We start from the raw sequence: 24,976 nt of genomic DNA, 5'->3' as shown, positions 1-24,976 counted from the left end.
ACCCTGCCTCAATTTATAAATGCCTCTTTAAAATGTTATAATATCGGTTGGTAAATCGATAGCCAAAGAGTTAATTTTAAGGAGTGTTGTATGAGTGAGAGTACGTTAATCGGAAAAGCATTGGATCTTGAAAACTTAATTGACTACCAGGAAGGTTCGGTGGTATCAAAAACCGTTCTTAACAAGAAAACAGGAACCATTACACTGTTTGCCTTCGATAAAGGGCAAGGTTTAAGCGAACATACGGCTCCCTATGATGCGTTTGTATATGTGGCGGACGGAGAAACCGAAGTTACTATTTCAGGAGAGCCGCTAACAGTTCGGCGCGGTGAGTTTATAATTATGCCGGCAAACCAGCCGCATTCGCTAAAGGCAACGGAACGCTTTAAAATGATGCTGGTGATGATTCGTTCGGATTAGATGCTAATCTTGATAAAGTACAATGCTATTTAGAATAATAAATAAATCGGTTTAATACCGAATTCAATTTACAAAATATTTATGGGGAGGGTTGAGTTGTCCGAAAAAGAAAATCCGCAGGAAGTTAATCCTGTTTCACCCCGGCAAGACGAAGAAGACTTGGATGCGATTCTCGCTGATCTTAATGAATTTTCCGGCGAGGGTGTGCCCACACCGGAAAAACTGGCTGAAATGGCGCGCAAGGCTCCCGATCCTACTGTTACCGGTAATGAAAAAGTAGAGTTTGTTTCCCACTCATTGATTCTTAAAAAGGAAAATAAACCCGGTTTTGGTAAGGGCGTTAATTTCGCCGTTAAAAATATCTCCGAAGATGTTATCGGCAAACTGGCGCTTGATATCGTGTTTTTTGATGCCAAAGGAAACGTAATTGATGAAATTGAACGAAGTATCAATGATTTTGAAGCCGGTAATACCTATACCGTGCGCGCTCTGACTGCCAAAGCCGAAAATATTGACGTTATCAGTTACGATGTTCACGTCAAAGAAACGGTAATAACCCCTGCACCCGAGGTTACCGGGAACGAAAAAATTGCTGTTATGCGCCATAATTTTCATGAGAGCACAATTGAAGAAACAAACGAAATTAAAAAAGATATTGAAATAGCAATCCACAATATTTCGGGGTTTAATATTGCCACAGCGATATTTGAAGTGGATCTTTTTGATGCGGAAGGTAAATTCGTAACGGCGCTAAAACATACTGTACTTGATATTATGGTTGATGTCAGTCGCGTGCTTGTTATTCCGCTTGACTTATATCTGACAGATACTGTTAGAAGCTATGATATAAAACTAACAAAAACGATTACCTCTGAGCTGGAAAAGGTGCAGCTGCGCCGTAATGAAGTGAATATACTTCCGGATGGCAGTGAGGAATTAAGCGGCTTTGTCAAAAATGTCAGTAATGAAAATGCCGATGCCGTAATGGTAGTTAATTATTTGGATGCTAACGATGAAACAATCGGTGTGCGGACGTTAGAATTAAAAGATATCAAGCCCGGAGACGTACAAAAATTTGTTATTAAGTTCCAAGCCCCTGAAGGCTTAAGGGTGAGAAAGCGCGATATCGATATCGGTGAACTGACACAAGCCGAGGAAATTATTGCGGTTTAGTCTGATATCAACTTGGATTAGTCTCGACTTGATTATTATTAAAGGGAGGCAATCGGATTGTCTGAAAAGGAAATTTTGAAAGAAGAAACAATTGATGAAGGCGTTCAACCCTGTACTCCGCCCGAGCCTACGGCGGTTGGGAACGAACAACTTGAAGTTATAAGCCACAGTCTGCTAATTAAAGAGGGAGAAGGGGCAAAAGGCCGCGGGGTGGTCTTGAATCTAAAAAACAATGCCGATAAGGATATCGGGAAGGCTGTTTTTAAGATTACCTTTTATGATGCCTCCGGTAGTGTTGCGGATACCGTTGAAGAAAGCTTAGCGGATTTTAATAAGGGCAGTATGCGCAGTGTTGAGTTTGAATATTCGAAGGCAGAGGCCGATATTCAAAGCTATACGGCGAGTGTTGTTAAAACGGTGTTAACCCCGGATCCTGAAGTTATCGGCAGCGACACTGTTGAAATTTTAAAGCACGTTATTGTTGAAGCCGATACTTGCTCCGGCAGTAAGCGTGCGTTAGTATTGGAATTTAAAAATAGCGGTGAAAAAACATTGGCCACTGCCGTTTTAGAAGTTGTTTTTTGTGATGGTGAAGGGAATGTTTTGGATACTGTTTGCCATCGAGAGTTTGAGTTTAAGCCGCAAAGTATTTGCGCTGCCAATATAACCCCCGCAAAACAAGAAGCGGAAGCGTTTAGAACATATAAGGTGTCCGTACGCAAAGCAATAACCACGGAATTCGAGAAAGTGCAGCTTAAAAGCCACGATATGAATCCGGTCGGTGATGCGGTAGAGGTTTCCGGCGTGGTTAAGAACGTAAGCGATGTTAAAACGGACGCCGCGGTATCCACCCTTTTTAGGGATGTAAAAGACGAAAAAATTGCGACAAGGGTAATTTATATCAGAGACATTGAGCCGGGGGCCAGTATGCAATTCCGCTTTAAGTTTGTTGTTCCCGCCGGAGAAGATGTTAATTCTTATGCGATATCGGTTGGCGACATCTCTGAATAGTTTGGAAAAGTCGATTTTGACAATATTGAATTAGCGGCTTTAGATTGAAATGGTATTTTAAAATAGCCCGGGCAATGTGTCTCGGGTTATTTTTTGTGATTATCTTTTGGGATGATATATATATTTGTCTTTGCGAGACCATTCCCGAAGGGAAGGCAAAGCAATCCTCCTCTGTCTTTGCGAGCGAAGCGAAGAATCTCGTACAGATTAAATTCCTTAGAGATTGCCACGTCACTCGCCTGACGGCTTATTCCTCGCAAAGACAATTCAAATTCCGAGCACCCTGAACTTGCCGAAGAATCTAGGGGTTAGCGAATAGCGCAGTGTTAGGTTAGTAAATCGCGTATGGACGATGCCCCGTATTTGTTGCCGAGGCGACCTCATAGCCTGTATTTTCTATCCTCCTAGATCCTTCACTACGTTCAGGACGACAAGGGGGGAAAAACAGGATAACAAAAAAGACCCGTTCGCCCTGAGCCTGTCGAAGGGTCCCACGAACGGCTAAACCCTTGTCTTTGCGAGCGCAGCGAAGCAATCTCTAATAAATCTGTATGAGATTGCCACGTCACTCGCCTGACGACTCACTCCTCGCAAAGACGGTAATGTCATTCTGAGCCTGTCGAAGAATCTGGGAGTTGGCGCATAGTGCAGCGTTTGGTAACGGGTTTATAACATGAGACCCCCAATCAATGGAGGCCTCATAAAATCTTCTTTTAAATAATGCGCCTAATCTTCTGTACGCAATCTGATTACCAGCAGAATCGCCGTAATAGTCACAAGTCCAATTATAATCAGAGGCCAAAAGTAATGCGTCGTACTATTTTTAGTTGTGAATATGTTGGTAATGTGGGTTACCGTACTCTCTTGGAAATTAGGAGTCACAACTAAAATATCCGTTGTCGGTACGGTATAAACCGGACGTTCTGTAAAAACAGGCTCGGTAACTGTTTCGGTGTAGGTCGATACTACCGTAGACGGTGAAGCCGTTACAAGAAAACTTGGAATAGTCGGCGTTACAGTTATTGTCGATGTCTTATAGGTTTGGTTTTCAATATAAACCGTAGCCGTAACGGTTACCGTCTGAAAAACCGTTACCTGAGTAAGGGCACCCCCGGTCCTAAAGGCAGCCGGTGCATCGTCCGGCCCACATACGGACCATTTACTGGTCGTACCATCGGAAGAAATTGCCCGTACCCTCCAATAATATTCGGAATTGTACTTAATATTATCATCCTGATAAACATAAATATTTTCAGAAATTAAGACCGAATCAATAATCTCGCTAAAAGAAGCTTGTTTGCTTAATTGGAATTCGTAATTGGCGGCATTAACTCCTACCGACCATGTAAATATCGGATGCAGATTATCAACCACCGCGTTATGAGACGGGCTGATAGGCACCGGAACCGCAACATAAACGGAAGTGGTTAAGCTGGCATTTTCGGACCAGCGGCTTTGAACAGGGCTCCCGTCGGCAACGCGCACCCTAAACATATACTCCGTAAGGGTTGATAGCCCGTCAATTTCGATACTTACATTACTCCCAAATGCCGTACCGGCTTCAACAGTTTTAGTAATTGAATTCCACGTTGCGGCAGAGGCTTTTTTCCATTCAATACGATATACGGTGTCGCCGTCTTCTTTTATGTGCTTCCACGAAAGCTCAATGCTCTTGGTTTGCGTTTCGTTATCACTCGATTCAATTTCAATGGCACTGACATCCTGAGGAGCGCTGCTTAAGAAATCTTCAAAAACGTAAAGCTTGTCATAGTCTTTAACGGTCCATACGGCATTAGGACTAGCAGTATATTGCAAACCTTCTATTTCGAAAAGCTTGGTAATCTCACCTTCCCATTTATTATCATCTTGATCCAATATTAAGCGAGCCATGCCGTTGATACCGGCTACGTAAAGCGTATTATCGGCAGAAACAGCAATGGCATTCGGATACAATAAGGAGACACCATCTCCGTTACTGTCGTTAAGCGCAACGTTAGATAGCAGTTCATTGCCGTCAAAAGTTACCTTGCCTACTTTGCCACTCTCGGTTACGTAGTAAAATATATTATCGTTATATGCATCAAAGGCGACGACAACATTGTAATCAGGAGTATCGCATTGAACGAGATTTTCCCATGTAAACCCTTTATCAGTTGAGACGTAGGCATTACCTTGGGTATCACCGGCAATAAACACATTTCCTCTCATTTCAATTGAAGTAAACCCTATACCTTCCGCTGCCAAAGTGTCTTTAAGGTCTGTACTCCAAAACCCTCCCCAAGTTGCGACATAAAAGGTATCTTTATCGGGAATTATCCACGAACTGACAGCAACGTTCCATTCACGTAAATCCACTATTTCATCGAATGTTTTGCAATTGTCTTCCGAACGCCATATTTTCAAGGTGGATTCATCAAAAAACACAACCGCCGAATCGTCAGCGGCGAAGCCGGTCTTGGTAAAAATCATATCGGTATTGAAGTCTTTACAGTAAATCCTCTGCCAGCTAACCGATTCCGAGTTAATGTTATCGGTTATCCAAACACTGCCGTTAGTAATATAATCCTCATTATACGTAATCATGATTGCCGAGGAATTTGTAGGATTAAAAGAAACATCTCTTATTTCAAGGATAAATGTATCATCAAAAAAAGCGGTTTGTGTCCAGTGTAATCCGTTATCATCTGAAACGGAAATGCCGCTTTGTAAGCCGCCGGTAGCAGCAAAGACCAATCCCTTGGTCTGACCGTATTTACCGATTAGTACCTTACAGGGGTAATTGCCCTCTCCAAGCGGGTTTCTTATCGCCCCCTGCCAATTGTCCCCGTTATCAAAACTTATCTGTACCTGAGATATGTCAATGGAATCATCATAGCTGCCGGCGATAATTGTGTCTCCGTCGACTTCAATGCTACCGACTCCCATCCTTTGGTCTTCGGTAACGTGAGTAATACTACCGATAACGGTACCGTCGTTGAGTCCGCCCTTAATCCTCCAGACTCCGTTCTGTTCTGAAGTGCTGTTATGATTGGAAACCCTGCTAAAGTTCAATGCAGCATAGAGTTCAGGGTTGTTATCGCTATCGTAATTAGAGGCGAATTCAAAATCACAGAAAGCGGTGGCTCTCAAAGGTGAATTTCTACTGTCCTTGATAATCATCGGAGTGATATTAGTTGCCCAAAGAGTCTCTTTCGAATTGTGAGCAATAATACCGTAACCTCGAGTACCGCCCTGAAAACCGTTGCCAAGCCTATTGTGAAGCCGCCAGGACCCGTAATTATCATGGTAGATTGCCCAGATAACGCCTGATTGAACATAATCGGGAGCAAACTTTGCCGCAAATACATTAACTCCGTAGAATTCATCGGAATAATTACTGCCAAGGGTTTCGGAAAGCTGCATATCCGTCCAAGCAGCAGTATTGCCGTCATCTTTTATTTTAAAAACATCCAGATTGGTAGCAGCCAGCAGCCAAACATAGGTTCCGTCATAATAACTGTCAAGGGTATAAACATGGCTGGATATAACATGTTCGGATTTTACTTCTCCGGTCACATAGGTTGAAAGAAGCCCCATTGCGCTGTAAGGCGAATAACTATCGGCGCCCTCGATACAGCGATATACGACAGCATACCCGTCTTCAACCGGAGATGTGCCGCCGGTATAAAAAGCGATATCGGAAGTTTTGCTGTTAGAGTAATTAGCTAACGCGCTGGCAGAGGCAATTTGTTCGGGTTTATTAATAATACCGGTAGGACCTGAATAATTACTTTTATTGGAGGGATTATCTCCGTTATCAACCGCAACATATACTATTTTATCGTTGGCATAATTAGCGGAGGGTTTAATGGCAGTAATACGTTCGGTTTTATTTGTGATATTGGTGGGTTCCCAATTGTATCCATCAGTTGATTTATACATTGAATAGCGCTTTTCAAATGCGGTGTTTTCATCTATCGTTTTAACAACGGCAACCCCGGAAACAGCATTGATATCAAAGGCTCTGTCATAGTTAAATCCATCGCTTCCCGTAATTCTGATATCGGTAACGGAAATATCGCCGTTTTCTTGGACCGTAAAACCGTTAATTGCTATTTTTAGATTTTTATTTTCAACCGCTGCTTGAAAAACAGGGTCAGAGGAATAAAAATAACCTCCTGCCTCAAAAGTTACTGTTTTCGTATCTTTATCGGCAATGAGATTACCGGTTATCGAAAAACTTTCGGTACTTGGGGCAGACGTGCCGGAACCTTTAATATCCGCAGTTAACTTAAATATAAAAACTCCGGTAAGATCAGTCAGATGCTCTTCAAGATCAGTTATTGTAACAAAGGTGTAAGATTTATCATTTGAGTCGAGCGATTCTTCAAACCAATTAAATTCAATATTCCCCGTAGGGATTCCGTCACTATATCCCCCTAAATCGATAGCAGGATCAATTTTAAACAGATGCTTTACAGTGCTAATGAATATGGTACCGTCATTGGCTTGCTCTATCAATTCAACGTCGGTACCGGGAGCAAGGTCAGGCATCGCAACACTCTGCCAACCATTTACGGAAGGAGGGTTACCAACAGCAACAACCGGGGATCCGGTTATAACAAACCCGGCAAACATAGCAATCGTTACAATAATACCAAGCATTTTTGTTATGTTGTTTCTCACTCAAATACACTCCAAGAAAAAATTATTGATGCACCCGTTTTTTTGATTGTTTTACCCCTCCCAAATTTGTATTTTGAAAAAAATTTTAGCTGCGGATTATAAATTCAGCCGACAAAAAAGTGCAAACCCGACGATTATATTATTAAAGCCCAAAAAAGGCAAAATTTTGCATATGAATGTTTTTTGTGCGTACGGGATTTAATATTAATGATTTGAGGTCGTTACAGGGGAGTAATATTCGTGCTCTTTGTCTTTGCAGAACCATTCCCGCAGGGAAGGTGAGGCAACCACCTTTGTATTCGCGAGAGTAGCAAAGCAATCCTCCTTGTCTTTGCGAGCGCAGCGAAGCAATCTCTAATAAATCTGTAGGAGATTGCCACGTCACTCGCCTAAAGGCTCATTCCTCACAAAGACGGTTAAAGACCCCGTTCGCCATGTTAAAGGCGAAAAAGACAATATAAATTCTGCTAACAAAGAAAGCTATGTAATCAGAGTGTGGCGATAATGCCCAAAATGCCGGTTATAATCAGAAAAGCGGCAACAATATAGTTTAGGATTTTAGGCCAAACCAAAACGACAATGCCGGCAACCAATGTCAATATTGCAATAACCAGTCCCATAGGAATAACCCTCCTCCGTATTTAGTAACAAACCATTATTTTATAAACAGCGTCCGTAAACGACCGAGTGTTATTGTAATATTGCAATCTATCATAAACATTATCCTATCAGGAAAAGCTGTTGTCAATCATTTTGGGATTGATTTTAATTGGTTTATAATAAACAAACAGACAATTTGCCGAAAATCCATCAAAGGTAAAATAAAAATACAATGGCTGAAAACAAACGAATTAAACGGGAAAGAAAAACAATTGTTACGATGATTGGAATGTATTGCAAAGGGAATCATCATACGGCAGAACTATGCCCGGAGTGTGCTGAACTGCAAGAATACGCATTAAAAAGGCTTGACCTTTGCCCTTTCGGTGAGGGCAAAACAACCTGTGCCAAATGTCCTGTACATTGCTACAAACCGCAAATGAGAGAGCGGGTAAGGGTTGTGATGCGCTATTCGGGTCCGCGTATGACTTACACCCACCCTATTCAAGCTGTTTATCATGTCATTGATAACAGACGTAAAGCCCCGCTAAAAAAGCAAGATTAAAATAATAAGTAATATGTCCGGAAATCAAAAGTGGGTCTCATTACTTAGACCTCGGCAAACACCACCGTATAATTGTGCCCATGTTTTTGTGCGCATTTAGGGCAAGTAGTATGATAAAAGTAGTAATTTTTAACGCTCTTACCTTTTTGGGAAACGTATGATTCCATTTCTTTAATCCATTTCGGGATATTATTATACGCACCGTCAAAAACCCTTGTTAAATAAGTCCCCGATAGCTTTATATTCTCGGCCTCGGAAATTTCTTTGGTAACACTAATATAAACTTCGCCTTTCCACTGCGAGCTTTCCGACATTAGCATCAAAAAGTCTTTGTTTTCCGGTTTGGCGCCGGCGGCTTCAATTTTATTCCACATCGCAGATATCTTTTTAGGTAAAATACCCGGCAGCGGAATATGAAAAAGCTGCGGAACGGTATCTTTGATAAACAATTTGTCGCACCAGATAATTTCTTGGCCATCCCAAGGTATGGGGTCAAATTTAGGGCAACATTCTGTTTCTGACTTATTATCCGCAAACAATTTTACCGACCGCCGTTTATAAATCAGTTCAAATATTCAGCCTTATCGATATTAAAAATCATCTTTATAAAACGCACCAGCGCACTTACTCCTAAGGCAATAGCAACAACGATAAGCGTTGACTTGGCAACAACCGGTATTATACCGGCGGCAATCGCATCGGGAATAATACTGAAATCAAACGGGAATATTACCACCAAATAGATAACCACCGCGATCCCGATTAACTCAAGCACTATTTGTACCGCTTCACGAAACCAATATCGATCGTAAACGATTAAGATTATGTTAGCAACAATGGTAACGGAGAGCGCCGTAATTAAAACCGGTAGCCACAATTGAAAGTCGGGGGTTAAAAACGGCTCCATTATTAACTTACCGTCATCTCCTACAAAATACCAAGCGATATACTCGGAAAACCCTGCAAAGAAAACAATAAAAACAACCGCCCAGAATATCGCAAAACTGTAGCCTATGATTCTGTCGCCGCGTGTACGGTGGAAGTAATTGTCGGCTTTCTTACCGAGGTCATCAACCTTTTGTGAAATATTCTCGGCAAAATCTTGCCCTTCTTTATTTTCTGTTTCGCCGGAATCAGGTGTTTTCCAAACCGATTTATGAATTGCTTCGGCAATGTCACCGGCAACCGGAACCTTAAAGCGCTCTCCTTGATATGTCTTAACCATCAGCACTATCCACAAAATAAACATCGAAATTCCGATTATGGCATTAAGAATACTGCCAACATAAGGAATCCAATTAAAAAAGAGGCTTAGTACGGTGAGCCCGCCGAATAAAACAATGGACTGGATGGCATGGAAATTAACCTCTTTATCCTTTTTTTCTAAAACCAAGAAAATAATGCCGCTAATCCAAAAAAGCGCATAACAGAGCATGCAAGCAACATTTTGCGGGATGTTTGAGCTTAATGTATCACCTGATTCAGTGTCCCGTCCTTCCGCCTCAATGCGTGCTTTTTCTTCTTCGTAAATACGCCGTCTTTCTTCGGGAGACAGTTCCATTTTAATCCCCTCATTTCTTTCTTAAATGAATGATATCACAAATCAGGCTTCCAAAATACAGAATTAGATAGTTTTCACAGATAATTATTGGCAAATATAAATCGGAACACGTAAAATATAAAAACGATATGGACAGAGAACGGTTTGAACAGCTGGTTATTAAGGCGATTGAAAGACTGCCGAAAGAATTTTTGGAGTTGATGGATAACGTCGACGTGGTGGTGGAAGATTACCCGACGGCTGAGCAACTTAAAAACGAAGATGCCGAAGATGAGATATTACTGCTGGGTCTTTACGAAGGGGTGCCGCAGACATGCCGCGGCAGTTACTACGGAATGGTAATTCCGGATAAAATCACCATTTTCCAAAAGGCAATCGAATCAATATCGGCAACGGATGATGAGATTGAAAGGCAGATTGAAAAAACAGTACGACACGAAATAGCTCACCACTTTGGCAGTAGCGAGGAAACTCTAAGGCTGATAGAGGGGGAAGATGATTTCAGCTAGTAAATCACGCTCTTTTTCTGGTAATCGTTAATTGTTAGCTCGTTTCTTTTTCCTTCTTCTACCGCAGTTTTCAGAGAAAACTCGATAATGCTTTTGCATTTTGCGCAACGACAGGAGAAGTTGTCCACCTCTCGAAAATCCAGAGTTACCTGTGCGCCCGGACCGCTTTTTGTTTCAAAGTTACTTAATGTTTCCCCGCAAACCGGGCATTCGACATCTTCATTAACCGAAACGTAATCAATCTCATTCATGTTGACACCATCCAAAAATTATTCACCAAGTTAAAGGATATAACTTACGCCTACTTTTAACAAGTAGTATTTTATCAATTTTGGATTGTTTTTGTAACCCCCCAAAAAAATTATTGCCATTATTTGTTTTGAGATGCTATACTGGCTTTCGTACTTGGAGGAAAGTATGAGCACACGCGGGATGATCAGGCTCATCGGCCTGGTGATTTTTATCGGGATAGTTATATCTGTTATTGCAATCCTGGCCGGATGCTGATATTTTAATTTCTAAGGCCTCTGTGAGTTCTGTCTTTCTCATTTTTTACAAAGACTGTCCGATTGGGTTTTATAAAAAATTGATTTTAACACCGAAAGGCACCACAATATGTCCAATGTCCTATCTAAATACGATATCCAAAAGCTGTTAAATGCAAACCCGCCCCTGATAGAGAGCTTTATCAACACGGATGAACAGCTCCAACCGAACGGGGTCGACTTTACGCTTCGCAGTATATCCGCATTGCAATCCGCCGGTAAAATTGCGATTAACAACAAAGACAGGGTTCTGTCGGGTCAATCTCCGCTGGCGTTTGATGCAAGCGGCTTTATACACCTGCCCCAAGGGGTTTACAGCGTTACTTATAACGAAATAGTGCATTTACCGAAAAACGTAATGGCACTTGCTACGCCGCGCTCAAGCCTTTTACGCTGCGGGGTTACCGTTAATACCGCTGTTTGGGACGCAGGATATTCGGGGCGCTCGGAATCTTTGCTTGCGGTACATAATCCGGCGGGGTTCTCTTTGCAGCAAAATGCGCGCATAATACAGATGGTCTTTTTCAGGCTGGCCTCAGAAACCGATGCTTACAGCGGCATTTATCAGGGGGAAAATATTTAGCCGCTAGAGCGCTAAACTCAAGGCTGCCGGAATTATTCGGAATGTGGCCGGACATTCTCCAAGGAATTCCCCGTCCGCTTCAATTACAACTTTCTCGGCGGAGTTGATTTTAACTTCGGAAGCCCGTTCAACTTTTACTTTAGGATGGGTGGTATGCGTTCCTTTGTATATCTTCGGGAACGTCTTTAAAAGATCCAGTTTATTTACATCGCCGACGCTGACTACATCAAAAAAGCCGTCGTAAATATCGGCGGTAGGGGCAATACACATTCCGCCGCCAAAATAGCAGCCGTTAGCCATTACAACCGTTAACACCCTTCTGTCCTGGCATTCCTCTTCCAAGCAAAGGTTGACCGACTTATTTTTATAACTGACAACGGATTTAAGTAAACCGAGTACGTAAGGAACTGTTCCGCCGAATATTTTCGGCAGGCGGCTGGCAGCTTCTATTGCATGGGCATCAAAACCAACCCCCGCGGAGTTTACAAAATAGCGCTTATGCGGTTTTCCGTCTTTGTGGTACTCAACCACTCCAACATCGATCATCCGTTTGTTTGAGGCGCAAATAGAATTGCAAGCCTGAATATAATCCCGTGTAATACCGGCGGTACGTATAAAATCACCGCCCGTTCCGGTACTGATAATACCGATCGTTGCGTTTGATGAGTCGCCGGATTGCAAGATGCCGTTGGCAACCTCATTGATGGTTCCGTCTCCGCCGACCGCCACCACAAAGCTGTAACCGTTTGCGGTTGCTTCACGAGCAAGTTCAATGGCGTGCCCGATTCCTTCAGTGTATTGATATTCGAAAGGGATTCCGCCGCTTTGCAGCAATTCATTGATAAGGGGCCACTTGCGATATGTGGTTTTGGCTCCGGCCACAGGATTAACGATAACCTTAGTTTTTAATGGAGTCATTTTTAATCGGCCTCTCAAATTATTTTTATTTTAGCTAAGCTCTCTGCGATTGGTTATAATCAGGCTGGGAATAAGGCCTCCCACCAAATAAATAACCATTGCAAGAACACTATGTCCGATATTCGGAACCTGTATTTCAAACGGGAAATTACCGGCCTCTTCCATCGGAATTAAACCTGATAGTATCAGCTCAGTGTTACCTTCGTAAACAAGGGCAATTCCATCGCCGGCGGCGGATATCAAAAACCAATACGGTTTGCCTGCCAGCATCAAAATGCTTTCGATTGTCCCTGAAATTACCATAATTAGAACCAGCGTAATCACAATGGCGCTCATTGAACTTTTGGTTAGAGAGCTAAACAGGAAAGTGACCGCCAAAATCGAAATGCTGTACAAAAGACATAAACCGAAAGATTGCGCCGTTTCCGGAGGAATAGTTTGATAAACGGCAAAAAGGGAAATACAAAGCACGGCGTATGCGAAAATTACCAAGATTGCCACTGCCATACAACCGGCGATGTATTTACCGAGCACCAATGTAGTGCGCTTTACGGGATTGGTAAACAACAAAAAGCCGGTTTTGCTTTCAAATTCTCCGGCAATGGCATCCCCCGAAAAGAAAATTGCTCCGAAAGCCGCCATTGACGGCCCGACGGAAAGCATTACCGCCAGCAAAGCGGCATTATCGGGGAAGCCGCCCATCATTGTTTGAAAACCGATTAGCGTTGCGGCTTCGCTGATAAGCACCAAAAGCAAAATCACATATAATCGCTTCCGACGAATATGTTTCAGAAATTCGTAATTGATAACGGTTTGTAATTTCTTTAACTCACTCACTCGGAACCCCCGTTAACTCGAGATAGGCATTCTCTAAAGAGCCGTAATCGCGCTCCAAGTTTTCGATAGCGTCGTAACCGAGCAGTTTGCCGCGGTCTATAATCGCGACGTGTTTGCATATTTGAGCGACTTCGCTTAATTGGTGAGAGGCAAAAAAGACAGTTTTATCTTTTCCGGCTTCGATAATTATTCGCCTAAATTCAATCACCGCCCTGGGGTCTAAACCTAAAGCCGGTTCATCAAAGATAAGAATCGGCGGGTCGTGCAGTAAGGTTTGCGCTAAAGCCAAGCGCTGCTTCATACCGCGTGAAAACTTTTCGATTTTAATATTAAGCCACTTTTCCAGATTTACCATTTCAATAACTTGGGGGATACGCCGACGTAAATCATCGCTACTCATACCGCGCAGTTTACCGAGGTAGCTTAATGTTTCCGCAGGGGTTAAATAACCGTAAAATTCGGTGGTTTCAATAATTGTACCGATTTGGGAGAGGACCTTTTCTTTCTCGGAAGCGATATTAAAACCGTTTATGTAGGCTTTACCGGAGGTTGGGCGCAGAAGACCGCATAAAATCTTTAAAGTGGTGCTTTTACCGGCTCCGTTGGGCCCTAAAAATCCGATATTTTCGTTACCCTCTATTGTAAGCGACAGATTATCCAATGCCAGAAAGTCATCGTAATACTTGGTAAGATTCTCAATAACGATAGACGAGTTCATCAAATAATCCCTATTTTATTTCCCAATGCGGAATGCCGACCACCTGATTGTATCACAAAGAAATTGAATAATGAATAACTTAACGATGTATTTTTAAGCTTTTAGAATATATTTAAAGCAATTCTCTTTGTCTTTGCGAGCGTAAGCGAAGCAATCTCTAATAAATAAACTCCACTGTCTTTCAGAGCGAAGCGAAGAATCTCATATAGATTAAATTCCTTGGAGATTGCCACGTCGTTCGCTTACGCTCATTCCTCGCAAAGACAATCCAAATTCCGAGCACCCTGAGCCTGTCGAAGGGTCTGAGCTTGCCGAAGAATCTAGGAGTTGGCGGATAGTGCACTGTTCGGTTGCGGATTTATAATAGGACGAAGCCTCTTTCTTGTTCCCGAGAATGACTCATAGCCTATACTTCTCGTCCTCTTAGATCCTTCACTCTGTTCAGGATGACAAAATAGGGAAACAGGATGATAAAAAAGACTCGTTCGCCCTGAGCTTGTCGAAGGGTTCCACGAACGAGAGTAGACAAGGATTACCATCCGGCCGCCGTTATGGTTCGACAGGCTCACCACGAACGGCTGAGAAGCACCTTGTCTTTGCGAGCGCAGCGAAGTAATCCTTAATAAATCGAGAGGCATTCTATTTGTAGGAGATTGCCACGTCGTTCGCCTAACGGCTTATTCCTCGCAAAGACGTTTATAACTTGTTATTCTGAGTCTGTCGAAGAATCTAAGGGTTGGCGAATAGTGCAGCGTTTGGTTACTGTTTATACAGTAGGGCGATTCCTCTTTCGTGATTCTGAGGCGACCTCATAGCCTATACTTCCCTTCCTCTTAGATCCTTCATTACATTCAGGATGACAAGAGGGACCCGTTAAGGGTCCTACGAACGGCTAAAGAGGGATAAAACGGCTTCAATGTTGCGTCAAAGAGTCTTTAAGGCAAAAGCTGAATACCCTTTTGCTTTGAGCCTTTCACAAATTCGAAGGGCATTCGTTTCACTATCAACCAAAGCAAAAAGAGAAGGCCCCGAGCCGGCAAGGTGAACGGTCAGAGCTCCGGCACTTAAAAATTCATCGCGCAGGACTCCAAGCCCTTCATAAATATCATACGCCACATATTCAAAAACGTTATAAAGCATATCATTATCGATATCTTCGCCGCGTTTCAGCCTGGCAACAAGCGCATCAGTTTTTTCTCCTGCGGTAAATAAATCCGTTCTCAGAGCGGAGTACATTTTAGCGGTTTTACCGATTACGCGTTCTGTTTGAGGTAACATTAAAACGACCCATGTCGGAGGCATTGGAGGAAGGGGTTCAACGATTTCTCCCCGCCCTTGCATCAGGGCCGAGCCTCCCGATAAGAAAAAAGTGGTATCCGAGCCAAGTTTGGCCGCCAGGCCTGCCAGCCTTTCGGTTGTATAGCCCAAATTCAAAAAGGTATTCAAGCCTTTAAGCACGGCTACCGCGCCGGAGGAATCACCGGCAAGCCCCGAAAGTAAAGGGATCCGTTTACTTAGGTGAATTTTACACTCCAAAGGCCTATCCAAATCGTCTGCAAGCAAGTTTACCGCTTTGAAAATCAGGCTTTTTTCTTTCTCCCAATTCGGGTCGTCACACGTTATATTAAGACCCTCTCCTTTTTCAAAGGACAAGGTATCGCATAAATCAATTGCCTGAATAACACTTTTAATCTCGTGATAACCGTCGCTGCGCTTGGCAAGCACCTCAAGTGTCAAATTTATTTTAGCGGGAGCGGTAATTTTTAACATTGGTTATCCTCTTTAAATATCTCCCAGAGCTGCCCCCATTCCTCAAGTGAGAGGGTTTCCGCACGGCGATTAGCAGCGATTTCGGCTTTTGCCAGAAGTACAACCGCCCTTTCTTTTTCCCATTTTAACCCCTGTGCCAGTGAGTTGGGGAGCTGCTTGCGCGAAGCGGCAAATCCGGCACGAACAAGATTAAAAAATCCGTTAACATCGTCTATATCAAGACGCGGTTTATCGTAAACTTTTATTTTTAAAACGGCGGAATCAACTTCGGGCGGCGGGTAAAAACTTGCTGCCGGTACGTACCTTACAATTTCGGGCTTACCGTAGAAATGTATGCTGGTGCTAAGCAGACTCATTTTGCCCTGTTCGGCAGCGATAGCTTCGGCGACTTCCTTTTGCACCATTACAACCATAACAGACGGCTGCGGTAAAGCTTCCAGAAAATAGCGCAGTACGGCGGAGGTAATATAATAGGGCAGGTTTGCAACCACTTTATAAATCGGCTGAGCCCCTTTCAAGACGTTTAGCGCTACCGGCTGTGCCAGAAACTCTTGCGGTTCGGCTTTTAAAATATCTTTATTAACTACGGTAAAATTAGTTGCTGCCGTCATTTTCTTTCTAAGGATTTCCGCCAGCCGGTCGTCAAGTTCAACGGCAACAACGGCGCCGGCTTTTTTTACCAGTTCATCGGTTAAAACCCCCAACCCCGGCCCCACCTCGATAACCAGGTCATCGGCGGTAAGTTCGGCAGCCGAAACGATTGCCGCTAAAGCATCTTCGTCTACAAGAAAATGCTGTCCGAGTTTTTTGCGCGCTTTTAAATCGAGGCGCCGTAAATAACGCTGCGTTTCCGCCAATAAATCACGCTGTCGGTTATTGCTGTTCAAATTTATAAACCTTTCTCTAAACGAGATATTAAACGTATCGGCAAATTCTGTTTAATCATTTTTTGCTGGGTCAGTTTTATATCGTACGGCACGCGATACAACCTGATTACCTTGCTTTCGCTATCATAAATGGCATAGCTTGCGCGCGGGTCTTCATCTCTCGGCTGCCCGACACTGCCCGGGTTAATAATCATTTTGTCCTTACCGAGCACCACTCCGATATTTTCCGTAAACGGTACACCAACGCAGTTTTTGTTTTCATCCAGCTTAAAAATGAGAGGCGTGTGCGAGTGTCCTACCAGGCAGTATTTATTACGAAAATAATCAAAATTAACAAGCGCCACACTCTGCGATATCACATATTCCCATAACGGCTCACGCGGGCTGCCGTGTACCAGCATGAAATCGTCACGCTCGGCAACATTGGGCAAGTCTTTAAGATATTCAATATCCTCCGCTGTCAAAACGCTTGCGGTCCAACGACAGGAAGTAAAGGCTTCGGGGCCGAAAATATAAAGGGACTCCGGAGCGTCGGCACAATAAATATCGTGGTTACCGCAAACGGCGGTATGCTTGCGACTACGCAGGAGTTTAATGCATTCTGACGGATTGGGGCCATAACCGACAGTATCACCCATTATCCAAAGCTCATCAACGGCAGCGCGCTTGTCAATATCTTCAAGGACGGCAGTCAATGCTTCCAAGTTAGAGTGAATATCGGCTAACAATGCGTATTTCATAACAGCTATATCATACCATAATCGGCAAACGGTTCAGTATATTTTAGTCTTTTTTAATTGACCGTTTAAAGCTGTTTATGATACACTTACGCTAAGAATATGGATATTAATTGGCTCGGACATTCGTGTTTTAAGATTAAAGGGAAACAGGCGACCGTTATCACCGACCCGTTTTCGGCGGGTATCGGCTATACGCTCGGTAAACAGAGCGCCGATATTGTTACCGTTAGTCATAATCACCCCGGACACTCCAACGTCAGCGCTATTAACGGCGATCCTTACGTAATAACCGGTCCGGGCGAATACGAAATCAGCGATGTTCTGGTTATCGGGCTTCCTTCTTATCACGATAACGAACATGGCTCGCTAAGGGGCAAGAATACCGTTTATTTGATTGAGATAGACGACGTTAGTATTTGCCACCTCGGCGATTTGGGGTATCCCTTAACCGAAGACCAACTCGAAGAACTGGGAACCGTTGATATACTGATGTTACCGGTTGGCGGTGTCTCAACAATCAACGCAGCCGCAGCGGCATCCGTTGTACGCCAAATTGAGCCCAAAATAGTGATACCGATGCATTACGGGACCCCTTTACTAAACCGTGAGCTTGATCCGATTGAGAAATTCTTAAAAGAAATCGGCGCGCACGACACAACGCCTTTGCCGAAGCTTTCAATTACCAAGAACAGACTTCCGCTTTCGATGCAGGTTACCCTGCTTGATCTTTAACCCTATCCTCTTTTCATTACGATGACCAGGATTGCTGCTAAAAGCAAAACGATTACTATTGCCATAAATCTAAACGCGTAATAAAACCAATCCGGTATTGAATCTTCTTGCCCGATGGGGATAGTTACTTGTTCGGTTTGGGTAACGGTTACCGTACCAAACTCCGTGACCAGTGCTGTTGTTACCTTTTCAACGGTTACAGTTTGCGTTATTTGGGGTTGAGATGTATCGGCAGTGACTGTTGTTTGAGAATCCTCTTTATCTATTGTGGCAAAGACCCCTACCGCGCTCCAATCACCGATTGTATCTTCGTTTACCGCACGCACATGCCAGTAATAAGTACGGTTATATTCGAATTCTGCGCTATTTTGCCAGGCGTTTATCGGCAGAGAGTCGCTACCCCGAATACATATAAATGGATTTTGAAAATCATTCTCGGCCGATATCTCAAGCTCGTAACCGCTTGCACTGTTTACTTTATCCCACTGGAAAAGCGCACTTAGGGGGACATTTACGGCACCGGGTGCGGGGGTTTTTAACTGAGGTGTTGTAAGCGGTATTAGCGCTTGAAGCGAAAATAATTGAGTTTTCGACCAAGGGCTGAGGAGCGGTGTAACCGCTCTTACACGCCAGTAGTAAACCCCATCCGTTTCCGATAAGTCTGTTAAAACCGAACCGGCGGTCGTGGTTCCCTCGCCGATAATTGAAGAAAAACCCGCATTTTTACTAACCTGCCAATTGTAGCTTCCGGCGCCCTCCAATGTTTCCCAATCCAGTAAAACATCTTTTATCTTCCCCCAAGAGGCATTCCCTTTAACTATTGCACGATTTGCGGGAGATGTAAGGTTAACTTGTTCGGAAAGGGTATCTTTAAAAAAGAGCAGGCTGTTATGTGTTGTATCAATAGACCATAGCGCACTGCCGCAAAGCTTTAAATCGGTAAGGGTTGTATTTATTTCCAACCCTCTTACAAAGGTTTCAAAGGGGTCTGCAGCACATAAACTGCGCTCTATGCCGCCCTTTGGAACACTGCCGCTTGCAACTTGTTGTTGGTTTACTGCATACAAAACGCCGGATTGGGATATCTTGAGGTCTGTTATCATCGCACCCGCAGGAAGCGAATCATCAACAGCTTCCCAAACTGTACTCTCTCCGATTACAAACTCAAAAATTCCGTTATTTACCGCACTGCCGGCAGCGTAAACGGTTTTATTCTCCTGAAAAGCAGCGCTAAAGGCGATACTGACATCACCGCTTAGCGGTGACAAAATGTTCCCCGGCGGCAAAAAGGTAATCCCTTCATCGGTTGAAAAATAAACCTCACCGTTGCAATTACCGACAAGCATTGTTTTATCGTTTGCGTAATCAGGTGAAAGTGCAATTGACGTGAGCGCCTGGCTGTTAATAATTGTTTTGTACTTATAATGCGCGCCGCCGTCAACGGTGCGATAAAGAAGCGCATTACTGCCGTCAAAACCGGCAATAAAAAATGAATCATCATTTATAATCTGCCAACAGTCTGCTTCAAACGGCATGGGTAATTCCGAAAAACCGTTCCCGCTGTTTTCGGAATTCCAAAGTGTCGGCGTACCTCCGCGGCTCCCGTAAAAGTAGAGTACCTGTTTTGCGTTTCCGTACTCCGGTGAAACGTCTATTTTATCGATAGTTATATCGGAACTTCCCACAAAAACCCTTCGCCAGCTGCGGCAATCATCGCCAGTGCGCCATATGCTGTATCCGTTTCCTTCGGTAAGTAAAAATAAAGTTTGGTTACTTCCAAGCCCGTCAGAAACGGCTACGTCAACTATATTATCGATTTTTGCATCAATAAATTTGTACTGGTTCCAATTTCGACCGTTATCAATACTAATCGAAAAGGCACTTTCGTTGCCTGCGGTCGTACAGTAGGCTTTACCGTCATTTTTATAATCTGCGGAAAAAAGAACGGAGGTTACTTTTTCGCCCCCGGGTGATTTTTGGCTCTGTTTCCAACTTATTCCGCCGTCAAAGCTTGTGTAAATATTATCGGTTGCGGCAGAACCTGCGATAATATATTCACTATCGCCGCATTCCAATATATCCAAGCTGCTGATATCAATACCGTTAGAGCCGCCAATGTTTAGGTCTTCGATTAGGGAATACTCGGGATTGCGGCTGCTGTAACCGGAATAAACGCCGCCGCTATCGGAACCGGTGTTTAAAGCGGCATAAAACAAGTAGGTATCATCAAAAAAGTCTAAGCGGCGGTTTTTCGGAAAAACAATTTTGGCAGATTCAAATTTAGGGATCGGGTTTCCCGTATTTTTATCTTTAAAAACAATGTTACTAACGGCAGCGCTCCAATCAGCGCTTCCTTCTTTGCGAGTAACAAATGTTTGCGTTTCGTTAGCGGCCAAAGCTATTACCGTATTATCCTCGCTAAAGCGGGGAGAGAATGCCACAGAATACACGTCACAGCCCGCTAAACCCAAATCCTGCCACTGAGTAAACGGATTGCCGCTAATTAGATATACACCGCCGAATTTGCCGCTATTTTCGTTTTTAGTACCGACAAGGATTGCGGTACCACCGTTATAAAAAGAAATATCGATTGAGGTTATAACAGTTCCCGGTTCGGTAAAGTGACTCGGTAAAAATGCAACGGCAACATTGGCGTTATCTGTTATTTTGTAAATTTGAGTGTTGGTTGTGCTGTAAACGGTGTTGTTGTAGATAAGAATGGTGTTGATTGGTGCATCGGCATTGCCTTCTATTTTTTGCCAGTTATTGCCCCCATCGACCGATTTATAAAGGTTTGATTTTGAATCGCTTACCCCGGCATAGAGGATGCCGCTATCATCTTGAGCAAGGCATGTTACATCCGAACCGTCTGCCAAAAACCAACCTTGTTCGGCACCCTGTTTTGGGATATTTGCTATCTGCCAGCGGGCAAGATTTGATGCGCCTTGGGCGATAAAGGCTTCGCTACCGGGGATAAAAGTGAATATTATTACGGCTGAAACAAGAAATAAGAGAAGCCTTTTTATTAACATTCGGCTATTTTATAACATAAATTATTGGCGGGTCAAAATGAACGGGTAAGGGCTTTGGTCTGTATGAGATTTTTGCTGATTTCCTGTATTTTCCCCCTTGTCGCCTTGTTTTTTCCCTTGTCATCTTGCTTTTTCTTCATTTGTCATCCTGAACGCAGTGAAGGATCTAAGAGGACGGGAAATTTAGGCTATGAGTCATTCTCGGGAACAAGAAAGAGGCATCGCCCTACCGTAAAATCCGTAACCAAACACTGCACTATTCGCTAACCCCTAGATTCTTCGACAAGCTCAGAATGACAAAGGAAGTGCCCTGAAAGACAAAAGGAAACAAAAAAGCCACGCCTCGATGGAACAAGACGTGGCTTAATGTCATAAACTTTTAAAACTATTTCTTATGTTCTTCCGAAGCCTTGTCGGCTGCAAGCAAAGATGTCAAAATCTGCTGTTGGAAATCCCCAACTGCTCCCGGCGAGTGCGGAATAAGAATCGTGTTATTATTGGAGTGCTTCCCGACATCGGTCAGCATATCGTAATATTGGGTCAAAAGGACAAGCGACATAACATCTCGGGCATCAATTCCCTTAATCGCCTGTTGGAAGTCTTCCACCGATTCGCGTAAACCCTTAATAATCGCCATCCTCTGATTGGCAACACCGATACCCGATAACTCCTTACTTCTGGCATCGGCTTCAGCCGCTTTAACCACCAAGATTTTTTCGGCTTCGCCCCTATGCTCGGCGGCAACCCTCATTCTTTCCTGTGCATTGATCTCATTCATTGCGGTCGCTACTTTACTGTCGGGGACAATGTCGTTTACCAGGGCCGTCTTTATAAAGTAGCCGAACTCCGGCATTATATCGCCCAGCTTAGCTTCGATATCTTCGGCAATGTCTTCCTTTTTCTCAAAGACTTCGTCCAATTTCATATGAGGGACTTTCGCCCTGACGGTATCGAAAACAAAGGATTCCATTTGTGCCAACGGATTGGTCAGTTTGTAAAAGGCATCCCAAACCTTTTCTTTGGTTACAAAAAACTGAACCGCAATAAGAAGATTTACGAAAACATTATCAATGGTTTTTGTCTTGACCTCGACATTTAATTCCCTAACTCTAATCGAAACACGCCCGACAACGCTCTCAATTATCGGCCATTTGATATGAAGCCCCGGCCCGGCGATTCTGGCAAACTTCCCAAACCGCTCAATTACGGCGAAAGTCTGCTGCTTAACGGTATAAATACCCATAATCAGAAATAAGATTACAAAAACGATAACTAAAAAAACGATTGCCGGTGCTAACATTTCTATCCCTCCTAAAGTTGCTCCTCGGTTAATTATACACCGATACGGTCGGATATAGAATACTAATCGAATGGTTTTTTACGAAATTTTGTGACTTCCGCCTAAATAATACCGCCACCGACGATTAATCTAAATATTCCGTATATTATTAAACTAACGTTGATAACTATCGCAATTGCTCCTAAAAGAACACCCCTGATAGTGTACATCAATCCGGTGCATTGTTGCAGAGGGTTACACCGTCTTTGCGAGGAAGGAGCTTTTAGGCGAATGACGTGGCAATCTCACACGAATTTATATGAGATTGCTTCGCTGCGCTCGCAAAGACATCACTTTTGTCATCCTGAACGCAGTGAAGGATCTAAGAGGAAGGGAAGTATAGGCTATGAGGTCGCCTCGGCAACAAAAAAGAGGCGGCGTCCTACTCTAAAATTCGTTACCGAACGCTGCACTATTCGCTAACTCCCAGATTCTTCGACAAGCTCAGAATGACAATAATAAAAACGTCTTTGCGAGGAGCGAGCCTTGTGCGAGTGACGTGGCAATCTCCAAGGAATTTAATCTATATGAGATTCTTCGCTTCGCTCTGAAAGACAGTGAAGGATTGCTTTGCTGCGCTCGCAAAGACAGGGGTTTAGCCGTTCGTGGTGAGCCTGTCGAACCATAACGGCGGACGGATGGCAATCCTCTTTTGTTCTCGTCCCTTGAACCATCCAACAGGCTCATCACACACAACTTATAAAACATTCTTCTTTTACTATTGACCCCTGATTGCGGTATTGCTAAACTTTATCCACAGGATGGTTGATAATGAAGATTTTAACTACCTCTCGTATGAAACAAGCGGAACAGGAATCTGTTAAGGCAGGCATTTCTCTTGATACTCTAATGGAAAACGCCGGGAAACAGGTCGCCGTTGAGGTTCGCAGGGTTCTGGAGGAGGCGTTTAATAAAAATATAGTTGTCCTTTGCGGCCCGGGTAACAACGGCGGCGACGGTTTGGTGTGTGCCCGATATTTGAATGAATGGGAAGCCAAGGTCAATGTTTTTCTTTTGGGCGAGCGTAACGAAAAAGATGCTAATCTTAAAAGGGTAACCCAGAGCCGTATTCCGGTTTATAAAAACTTAGACGGACTGGATAGTCTGCTTCGAACAGCTGATGTTGTTATTGACGCATTATTCGGTACCGGCGTCAACCGTCCGCTTGAAGATATTTACAGAGATGCCCTTAAGAAAGTCGCTGAAGCTAAGTCTAAATATCGCCGTCTTAAAACAGTGGCGGTTGATATCCCCTCGGGTCTTAATGGTGATAGCGGTGAGTGCGGTTCCGCATGTCTTTCGTCTGATTACACAATAACACTCGGGTTTCCGAAAGTCGGTTTATTTATCGGTAGGGGTCCGCAAAAGGCGGGTAAAATTGTAATTGCCGATATCGGAATCCCCGATTATATCGCAAGAGACGTCAGGCTTGAGCTTTTAGATAAAGACTGGGCCGCATCGGTGCTTCCCATGCGCCCTTTGGATGCCAATAAAGGCACTTTCGGCAAAGTGCTGGCGGTTACCGGGTCCCCAAATTATATCGGGGCGGCTTATCTGGCGTGTACCGCTGCCATTAGGGTTGGCGCCGGATTGGTAACCCTGGCAATCCCCGTCGGATTACAGCCCGTTATGGCTCCAAAATTAAACGAAGTGACTTATTTACCGCTTGCGGAATCGGAAAAAGGGATTGTTTCCGAAGGCGCCTCTTCCGAGGTGTTGTCAGCTTTGCAAAATTATAATGTGCTGCTTATCGGGAGCGGTTTGGGTCAACACAAAATGACTGCCGCTTTTACAAGAACGGTTTTATTCAAAAAAGAATTGTCGCTTCGGTCGGTTGTTGATGCCGACGCCCTAAATATATTGGCAAAAGTACCGGGCTGGCAGCAGAAGCTGGGGATGGATGCAATTTTAACACCGCATCCCGGCGAAATGGCAGGTCTAACGGGAATATCTATCGAAGAGATTCAAAAAGACAGGATCAATATTGCCATGCGCTTTGCAAAGGAATGGGTTAAAACAATTGTCCTTAAAGGGGCTTATACGGTAATCGCCTCATTTGACGGAAGATGCTATGTTGCCCCGTTTGCTAACCCGGGGCTGGCCTCCGCCGGTACCGGCGATGTGTTGGCTGGGGTTATTGCCGGGCTTATGGCGCAAGGGTTGGATAATTTTAGCGCCGCCTGTTTAGGGGTTTGGATACACGGACAAGCCGGTGAAGCGGTTAAATCCGAGCTGGGAGATACCGGAATGCTTGCCGGTGATTTACTGCCGGTGCTGCCTAAGGTAATTAAGGCTCTAAAAGATAGTTAGCTTAAAAATATAGCCGCTCACAGCGAACTCTTTTTGCTTGCGAGCCTAATCGGGATTATCA

21 protein-coding genes are annotated in these 24,976 nt (G+C 43.8%); 8 read left to right on the top strand and 13 right to left on the bottom strand.

Features of this window, described 5'->3' with window-relative positions; all coding sequences use genetic code 11:
- The first annotated feature begins 90 nt into the window (after positions 1 to 90).
- The 3 genes from WC958_03625 to WC958_03615 all read left to right on the top strand — a co-directional run bounded on the left by WC958_03625 (position 91) and on the right by WC958_03615 (position 2,604).
- Positions 91 to 420, top strand: a complete 330-nt coding sequence (locus tag WC958_03625; protein ID MFA5629326.1) for a cupin domain-containing protein — start codon at positions 91 to 93, stop codon at positions 418 to 420.
- A gap of 96 nt (positions 421 to 516) precedes the next feature.
- Positions 517 to 1,593: an FxLYD domain-containing protein gene (locus tag WC958_03620; protein ID MFA5629325.1), complete on the top strand. Its 1,077-nt coding sequence runs from the start codon at positions 517 to 519 to the stop codon at positions 1,591 to 1,593.
- Positions 1,594 to 1,650: 57 nt separating this feature from the next.
- Positions 1,651 to 2,604 (top strand): hypothetical protein, encoded by a 954-nt coding sequence (locus WC958_03615; protein MFA5629324.1) that lies wholly within the window; start codon positions 1,651 to 1,653, stop codon positions 2,602 to 2,604.
- 726 nt (positions 2,605 to 3,330) lie between these two features.
- Here the strand turns inward: WC958_03615 and WC958_03610 are convergent.
- Positions 3,331 to 7,269 carry a fibronectin type III domain-containing protein gene (locus WC958_03610; protein MFA5629323.1) on the bottom strand — a complete coding sequence of 1,313 codons (3,939 nt, stop codon included), beginning with the start codon at positions 7,267 to 7,269 and terminating at the stop codon, positions 3,331 to 3,333.
- A 488-nt stretch (positions 7,270 to 7,757) separates the two neighbouring features.
- A complete protein-coding gene (locus WC958_03605; GenBank protein ID MFA5629322.1) occupies positions 7,758 to 7,889 on the bottom strand; it encodes a DUF3096 domain-containing protein in 132 nt (43 codons plus the stop codon).
- Between the two features lie 212 nt (positions 7,890 to 8,101).
- Here WC958_03605 and WC958_03600 point away from each other — a divergent pair, with 212 nt between their 5' ends.
- A complete protein-coding gene (locus tag WC958_03600) occupies positions 8,102 to 8,434 on the top strand; it encodes a nitrous oxide-stimulated promoter family protein (protein ID MFA5629321.1) in 333 nt (110 codons plus the stop codon).
- Positions 8,435 to 8,478: 44 nt separating this feature from the next.
- Here WC958_03600 and WC958_03595 read toward each other — a convergent pair whose 3' ends face one another.
- Both WC958_03595 and WC958_03590 read right to left on the bottom strand, forming a co-directional pair.
- Positions 8,479 to 8,973, bottom strand: a complete 495-nt coding sequence (locus WC958_03595) for a hydrolase (protein ID MFA5629320.1) — start codon at positions 8,971 to 8,973, stop codon at positions 8,479 to 8,481.
- Positions 8,974 to 8,996: 23 nt separating this feature from the next.
- Complete coding sequence (locus WC958_03590) at positions 8,997 to 9,995, bottom strand: hypothetical protein (protein ID MFA5629319.1); 999 nt, start codon at positions 9,993 to 9,995, stop codon at positions 8,997 to 8,999.
- Between the two features lie 128 nt (positions 9,996 to 10,123).
- Here WC958_03590 and WC958_03585 point away from each other — a divergent pair, with 128 nt between their 5' ends.
- Positions 10,124 to 10,504, top strand: a complete 381-nt coding sequence (locus WC958_03585; protein ID MFA5629318.1) for a metallopeptidase family protein — start codon at positions 10,124 to 10,126, stop codon at positions 10,502 to 10,504.
- Here the strand turns inward: WC958_03585 and WC958_03580 are convergent.
- Positions 10,501 to 10,755 carry a hypothetical protein gene (locus tag WC958_03580; protein ID MFA5629317.1) on the bottom strand — a complete coding sequence of 85 codons (255 nt, stop codon included), beginning with the start codon at positions 10,753 to 10,755 and terminating at the stop codon, positions 10,501 to 10,503. The two genes, WC958_03585 and WC958_03580, sit on opposite strands and share 4 nt — an antisense overlap.
- 364 nt (positions 10,756 to 11,119) lie before the next feature.
- Between WC958_03580 and WC958_03575 the strand changes: the two genes are divergently transcribed.
- Positions 11,120 to 11,632 carry a deoxyuridine 5'-triphosphate nucleotidohydrolase gene (locus tag WC958_03575; GenBank protein MFA5629316.1) on the top strand — a complete coding sequence of 171 codons (513 nt, stop codon included), beginning with the start codon at positions 11,120 to 11,122 and terminating at the stop codon, positions 11,630 to 11,632.
- A 3-nt stretch (positions 11,633 to 11,635) separates the two neighbouring features.
- Here WC958_03575 and WC958_03570 read toward each other — a convergent pair whose 3' ends face one another.
- From WC958_03570 to WC958_03545, 6 genes are all read right to left on the bottom strand, one after another.
- A complete protein-coding gene (locus WC958_03570) occupies positions 11,636 to 12,550 on the bottom strand; it encodes a diacylglycerol kinase family protein (GenBank protein ID MFA5629315.1) in 915 nt (304 codons plus the stop codon).
- A gap of 30 nt (positions 12,551 to 12,580) precedes the next feature.
- The gene (locus WC958_03565; GenBank protein MFA5629314.1) at positions 12,581 to 13,387 is read right to left on the bottom strand and encodes an ABC transporter permease; all 807 of its coding nucleotides are present in this window, start codon (positions 13,385 to 13,387) and stop codon (positions 12,581 to 12,583) included.
- Complete coding sequence (locus WC958_03560) at positions 13,380 to 14,105, bottom strand: ABC transporter ATP-binding protein (GenBank protein MFA5629313.1); 726 nt, start codon at positions 14,103 to 14,105, stop codon at positions 13,380 to 13,382. The genes WC958_03565 and WC958_03560 overlap by 8 nt, the downstream gene beginning before the upstream one ends.
- Positions 14,106 to 15,029: 924 nt before the next feature.
- Positions 15,030 to 15,875 (bottom strand): 4-(cytidine 5'-diphospho)-2-C-methyl-D-erythritol kinase, encoded by an 846-nt coding sequence (ispE, locus tag WC958_03555; GenBank protein MFA5629312.1) that lies wholly within the window; start codon positions 15,873 to 15,875, stop codon positions 15,030 to 15,032.
- Positions 15,869 to 16,762 carry a 16S rRNA (adenine(1518)-N(6)/adenine(1519)-N(6))-dimethyltransferase RsmA gene (gene rsmA / locus WC958_03550; protein ID MFA5629311.1) on the bottom strand — a complete coding sequence of 298 codons (894 nt, stop codon included), beginning with the start codon at positions 16,760 to 16,762 and terminating at the stop codon, positions 15,869 to 15,871. Before rsmA ends, ispE begins: the two co-directional genes overlap by 7 nt.
- Before the next feature lie 2 nt (positions 16,763 to 16,764).
- On the bottom strand, positions 16,765 to 17,502 hold the full coding sequence (locus WC958_03545; protein MFA5629310.1) for a metallophosphoesterase family protein: 738 nt from the start codon (positions 17,500 to 17,502) through the stop codon (positions 16,765 to 16,767).
- Positions 17,503 to 17,601: 99 nt separating this feature from the next.
- On the opposite strand from WC958_03545, the gene WC958_03540 reads away from it, so the two are divergent.
- Complete coding sequence (locus WC958_03540; protein MFA5629309.1) at positions 17,602 to 18,234, top strand: MBL fold metallo-hydrolase; 633 nt, start codon at positions 17,602 to 17,604, stop codon at positions 18,232 to 18,234.
- Between the two features lie 2 nt (positions 18,235 to 18,236).
- Here WC958_03540 and WC958_03535 read toward each other — a convergent pair whose 3' ends face one another.
- Both WC958_03535 and WC958_03530 read right to left on the bottom strand, forming a co-directional pair.
- Entirely contained in the window at positions 18,237 to 21,266 is a 3,030-nt protein-coding gene (locus WC958_03535) for a hypothetical protein (protein MFA5629308.1), read from the bottom strand.
- Positions 21,267 to 21,651: 385 nt separating this feature from the next.
- The gene (locus WC958_03530; protein MFA5629307.1) at positions 21,652 to 22,566 is read right to left on the bottom strand and encodes an SPFH domain-containing protein; all 915 of its coding nucleotides are present in this window, start codon (positions 22,564 to 22,566) and stop codon (positions 21,652 to 21,654) included.
- Positions 22,567 to 23,376: 810 nt separating this feature from the next.
- On the opposite strand from WC958_03530, the gene WC958_03525 reads away from it, so the two are divergent.
- Complete coding sequence (locus WC958_03525; GenBank protein MFA5629306.1) at positions 23,377 to 24,915, top strand: NAD(P)H-hydrate dehydratase; 1,539 nt, start codon at positions 23,377 to 23,379, stop codon at positions 24,913 to 24,915.
- Positions 24,916 to 24,976 lie beyond the last annotated feature (61 nt).

Source organism: Dehalococcoidales bacterium, assembly GCA_041656115.1.
Lineage (GTDB): Bacteria > Chloroflexota > Dehalococcoidia > Dehalococcoidales > UBA5627 > UBA5627.
Note: the sequence above shows the minus strand (reverse complement) of the source record. Positions and strands in the feature narration are given on the sequence as shown.

Bases quoted from the DNA above. Each gene is read 5' to 3' on its own strand.
- WC958_03625 (MFA5629326.1), top strand. From the start codon at position 91: ATGAGTGAGAGTACGTTAATCGGAAAAGCATTGGATCTTGAAAACTTA.
- WC958_03605 (MFA5629322.1), bottom strand. From the start codon at position 7,889: ATGGGACTGGTTATTGCAATATTGACATTGGTTGCCGGCATTGTCGTT.
- WC958_03600 (MFA5629321.1), top strand. From the start codon at position 8,102: ATGGCTGAAAACAAACGAATTAAACGGGAAAGAAAAACAATTGTTACG.
- WC958_03590 (MFA5629319.1), bottom strand. From the start codon at position 9,995: ATGGAACTGTCTCCCGAAGAAAGACGGCGTATTTACGAAGAAGAAAAA.
- WC958_03585 (MFA5629318.1), top strand. From the start codon at position 10,124: ATGGACAGAGAACGGTTTGAACAGCTGGTTATTAAGGCGATTGAAAGA.
- WC958_03580 (MFA5629317.1), bottom strand. From the start codon at position 10,755: ATGAATGAGATTGATTACGTTTCGGTTAATGAAGATGTCGAATGCCCG.
- WC958_03575 (MFA5629316.1), top strand. From the start codon at position 11,120: ATGTCCAATGTCCTATCTAAATACGATATCCAAAAGCTGTTAAATGCA.
- WC958_03570 (MFA5629315.1), bottom strand. From the start codon at position 12,550: ATGACTCCATTAAAAACTAAGGTTATCGTTAATCCTGTGGCCGGAGCC.
- WC958_03560 (MFA5629313.1), bottom strand. From the start codon at position 14,105: ATGAACTCGTCTATCGTTATTGAGAATCTTACCAAGTATTACGATGAC.
- ispE (MFA5629312.1), bottom strand. From the start codon at position 15,875: ATGTTAAAAATTACCGCTCCCGCTAAAATAAATTTGACACTTGAGGTG.
- WC958_03545 (MFA5629310.1), bottom strand. From the start codon at position 17,502: ATGAAATACGCATTGTTAGCCGATATTCACTCTAACTTGGAAGCATTG.
- WC958_03540 (MFA5629309.1), top strand. From the start codon at position 17,602: ATGGATATTAATTGGCTCGGACATTCGTGTTTTAAGATTAAAGGGAAA.
- WC958_03535 (MFA5629308.1), bottom strand. From the start codon at position 21,266: ATGTTAATAAAAAGGCTTCTCTTATTTCTTGTTTCAGCCGTAATAATA.
- WC958_03530 (MFA5629307.1), bottom strand. From the start codon at position 22,566: ATGTTAGCACCGGCAATCGTTTTTTTAGTTATCGTTTTTGTAATCTTA.
- WC958_03525 (MFA5629306.1), top strand. From the start codon at position 23,377: ATGAAGATTTTAACTACCTCTCGTATGAAACAAGCGGAACAGGAATCT.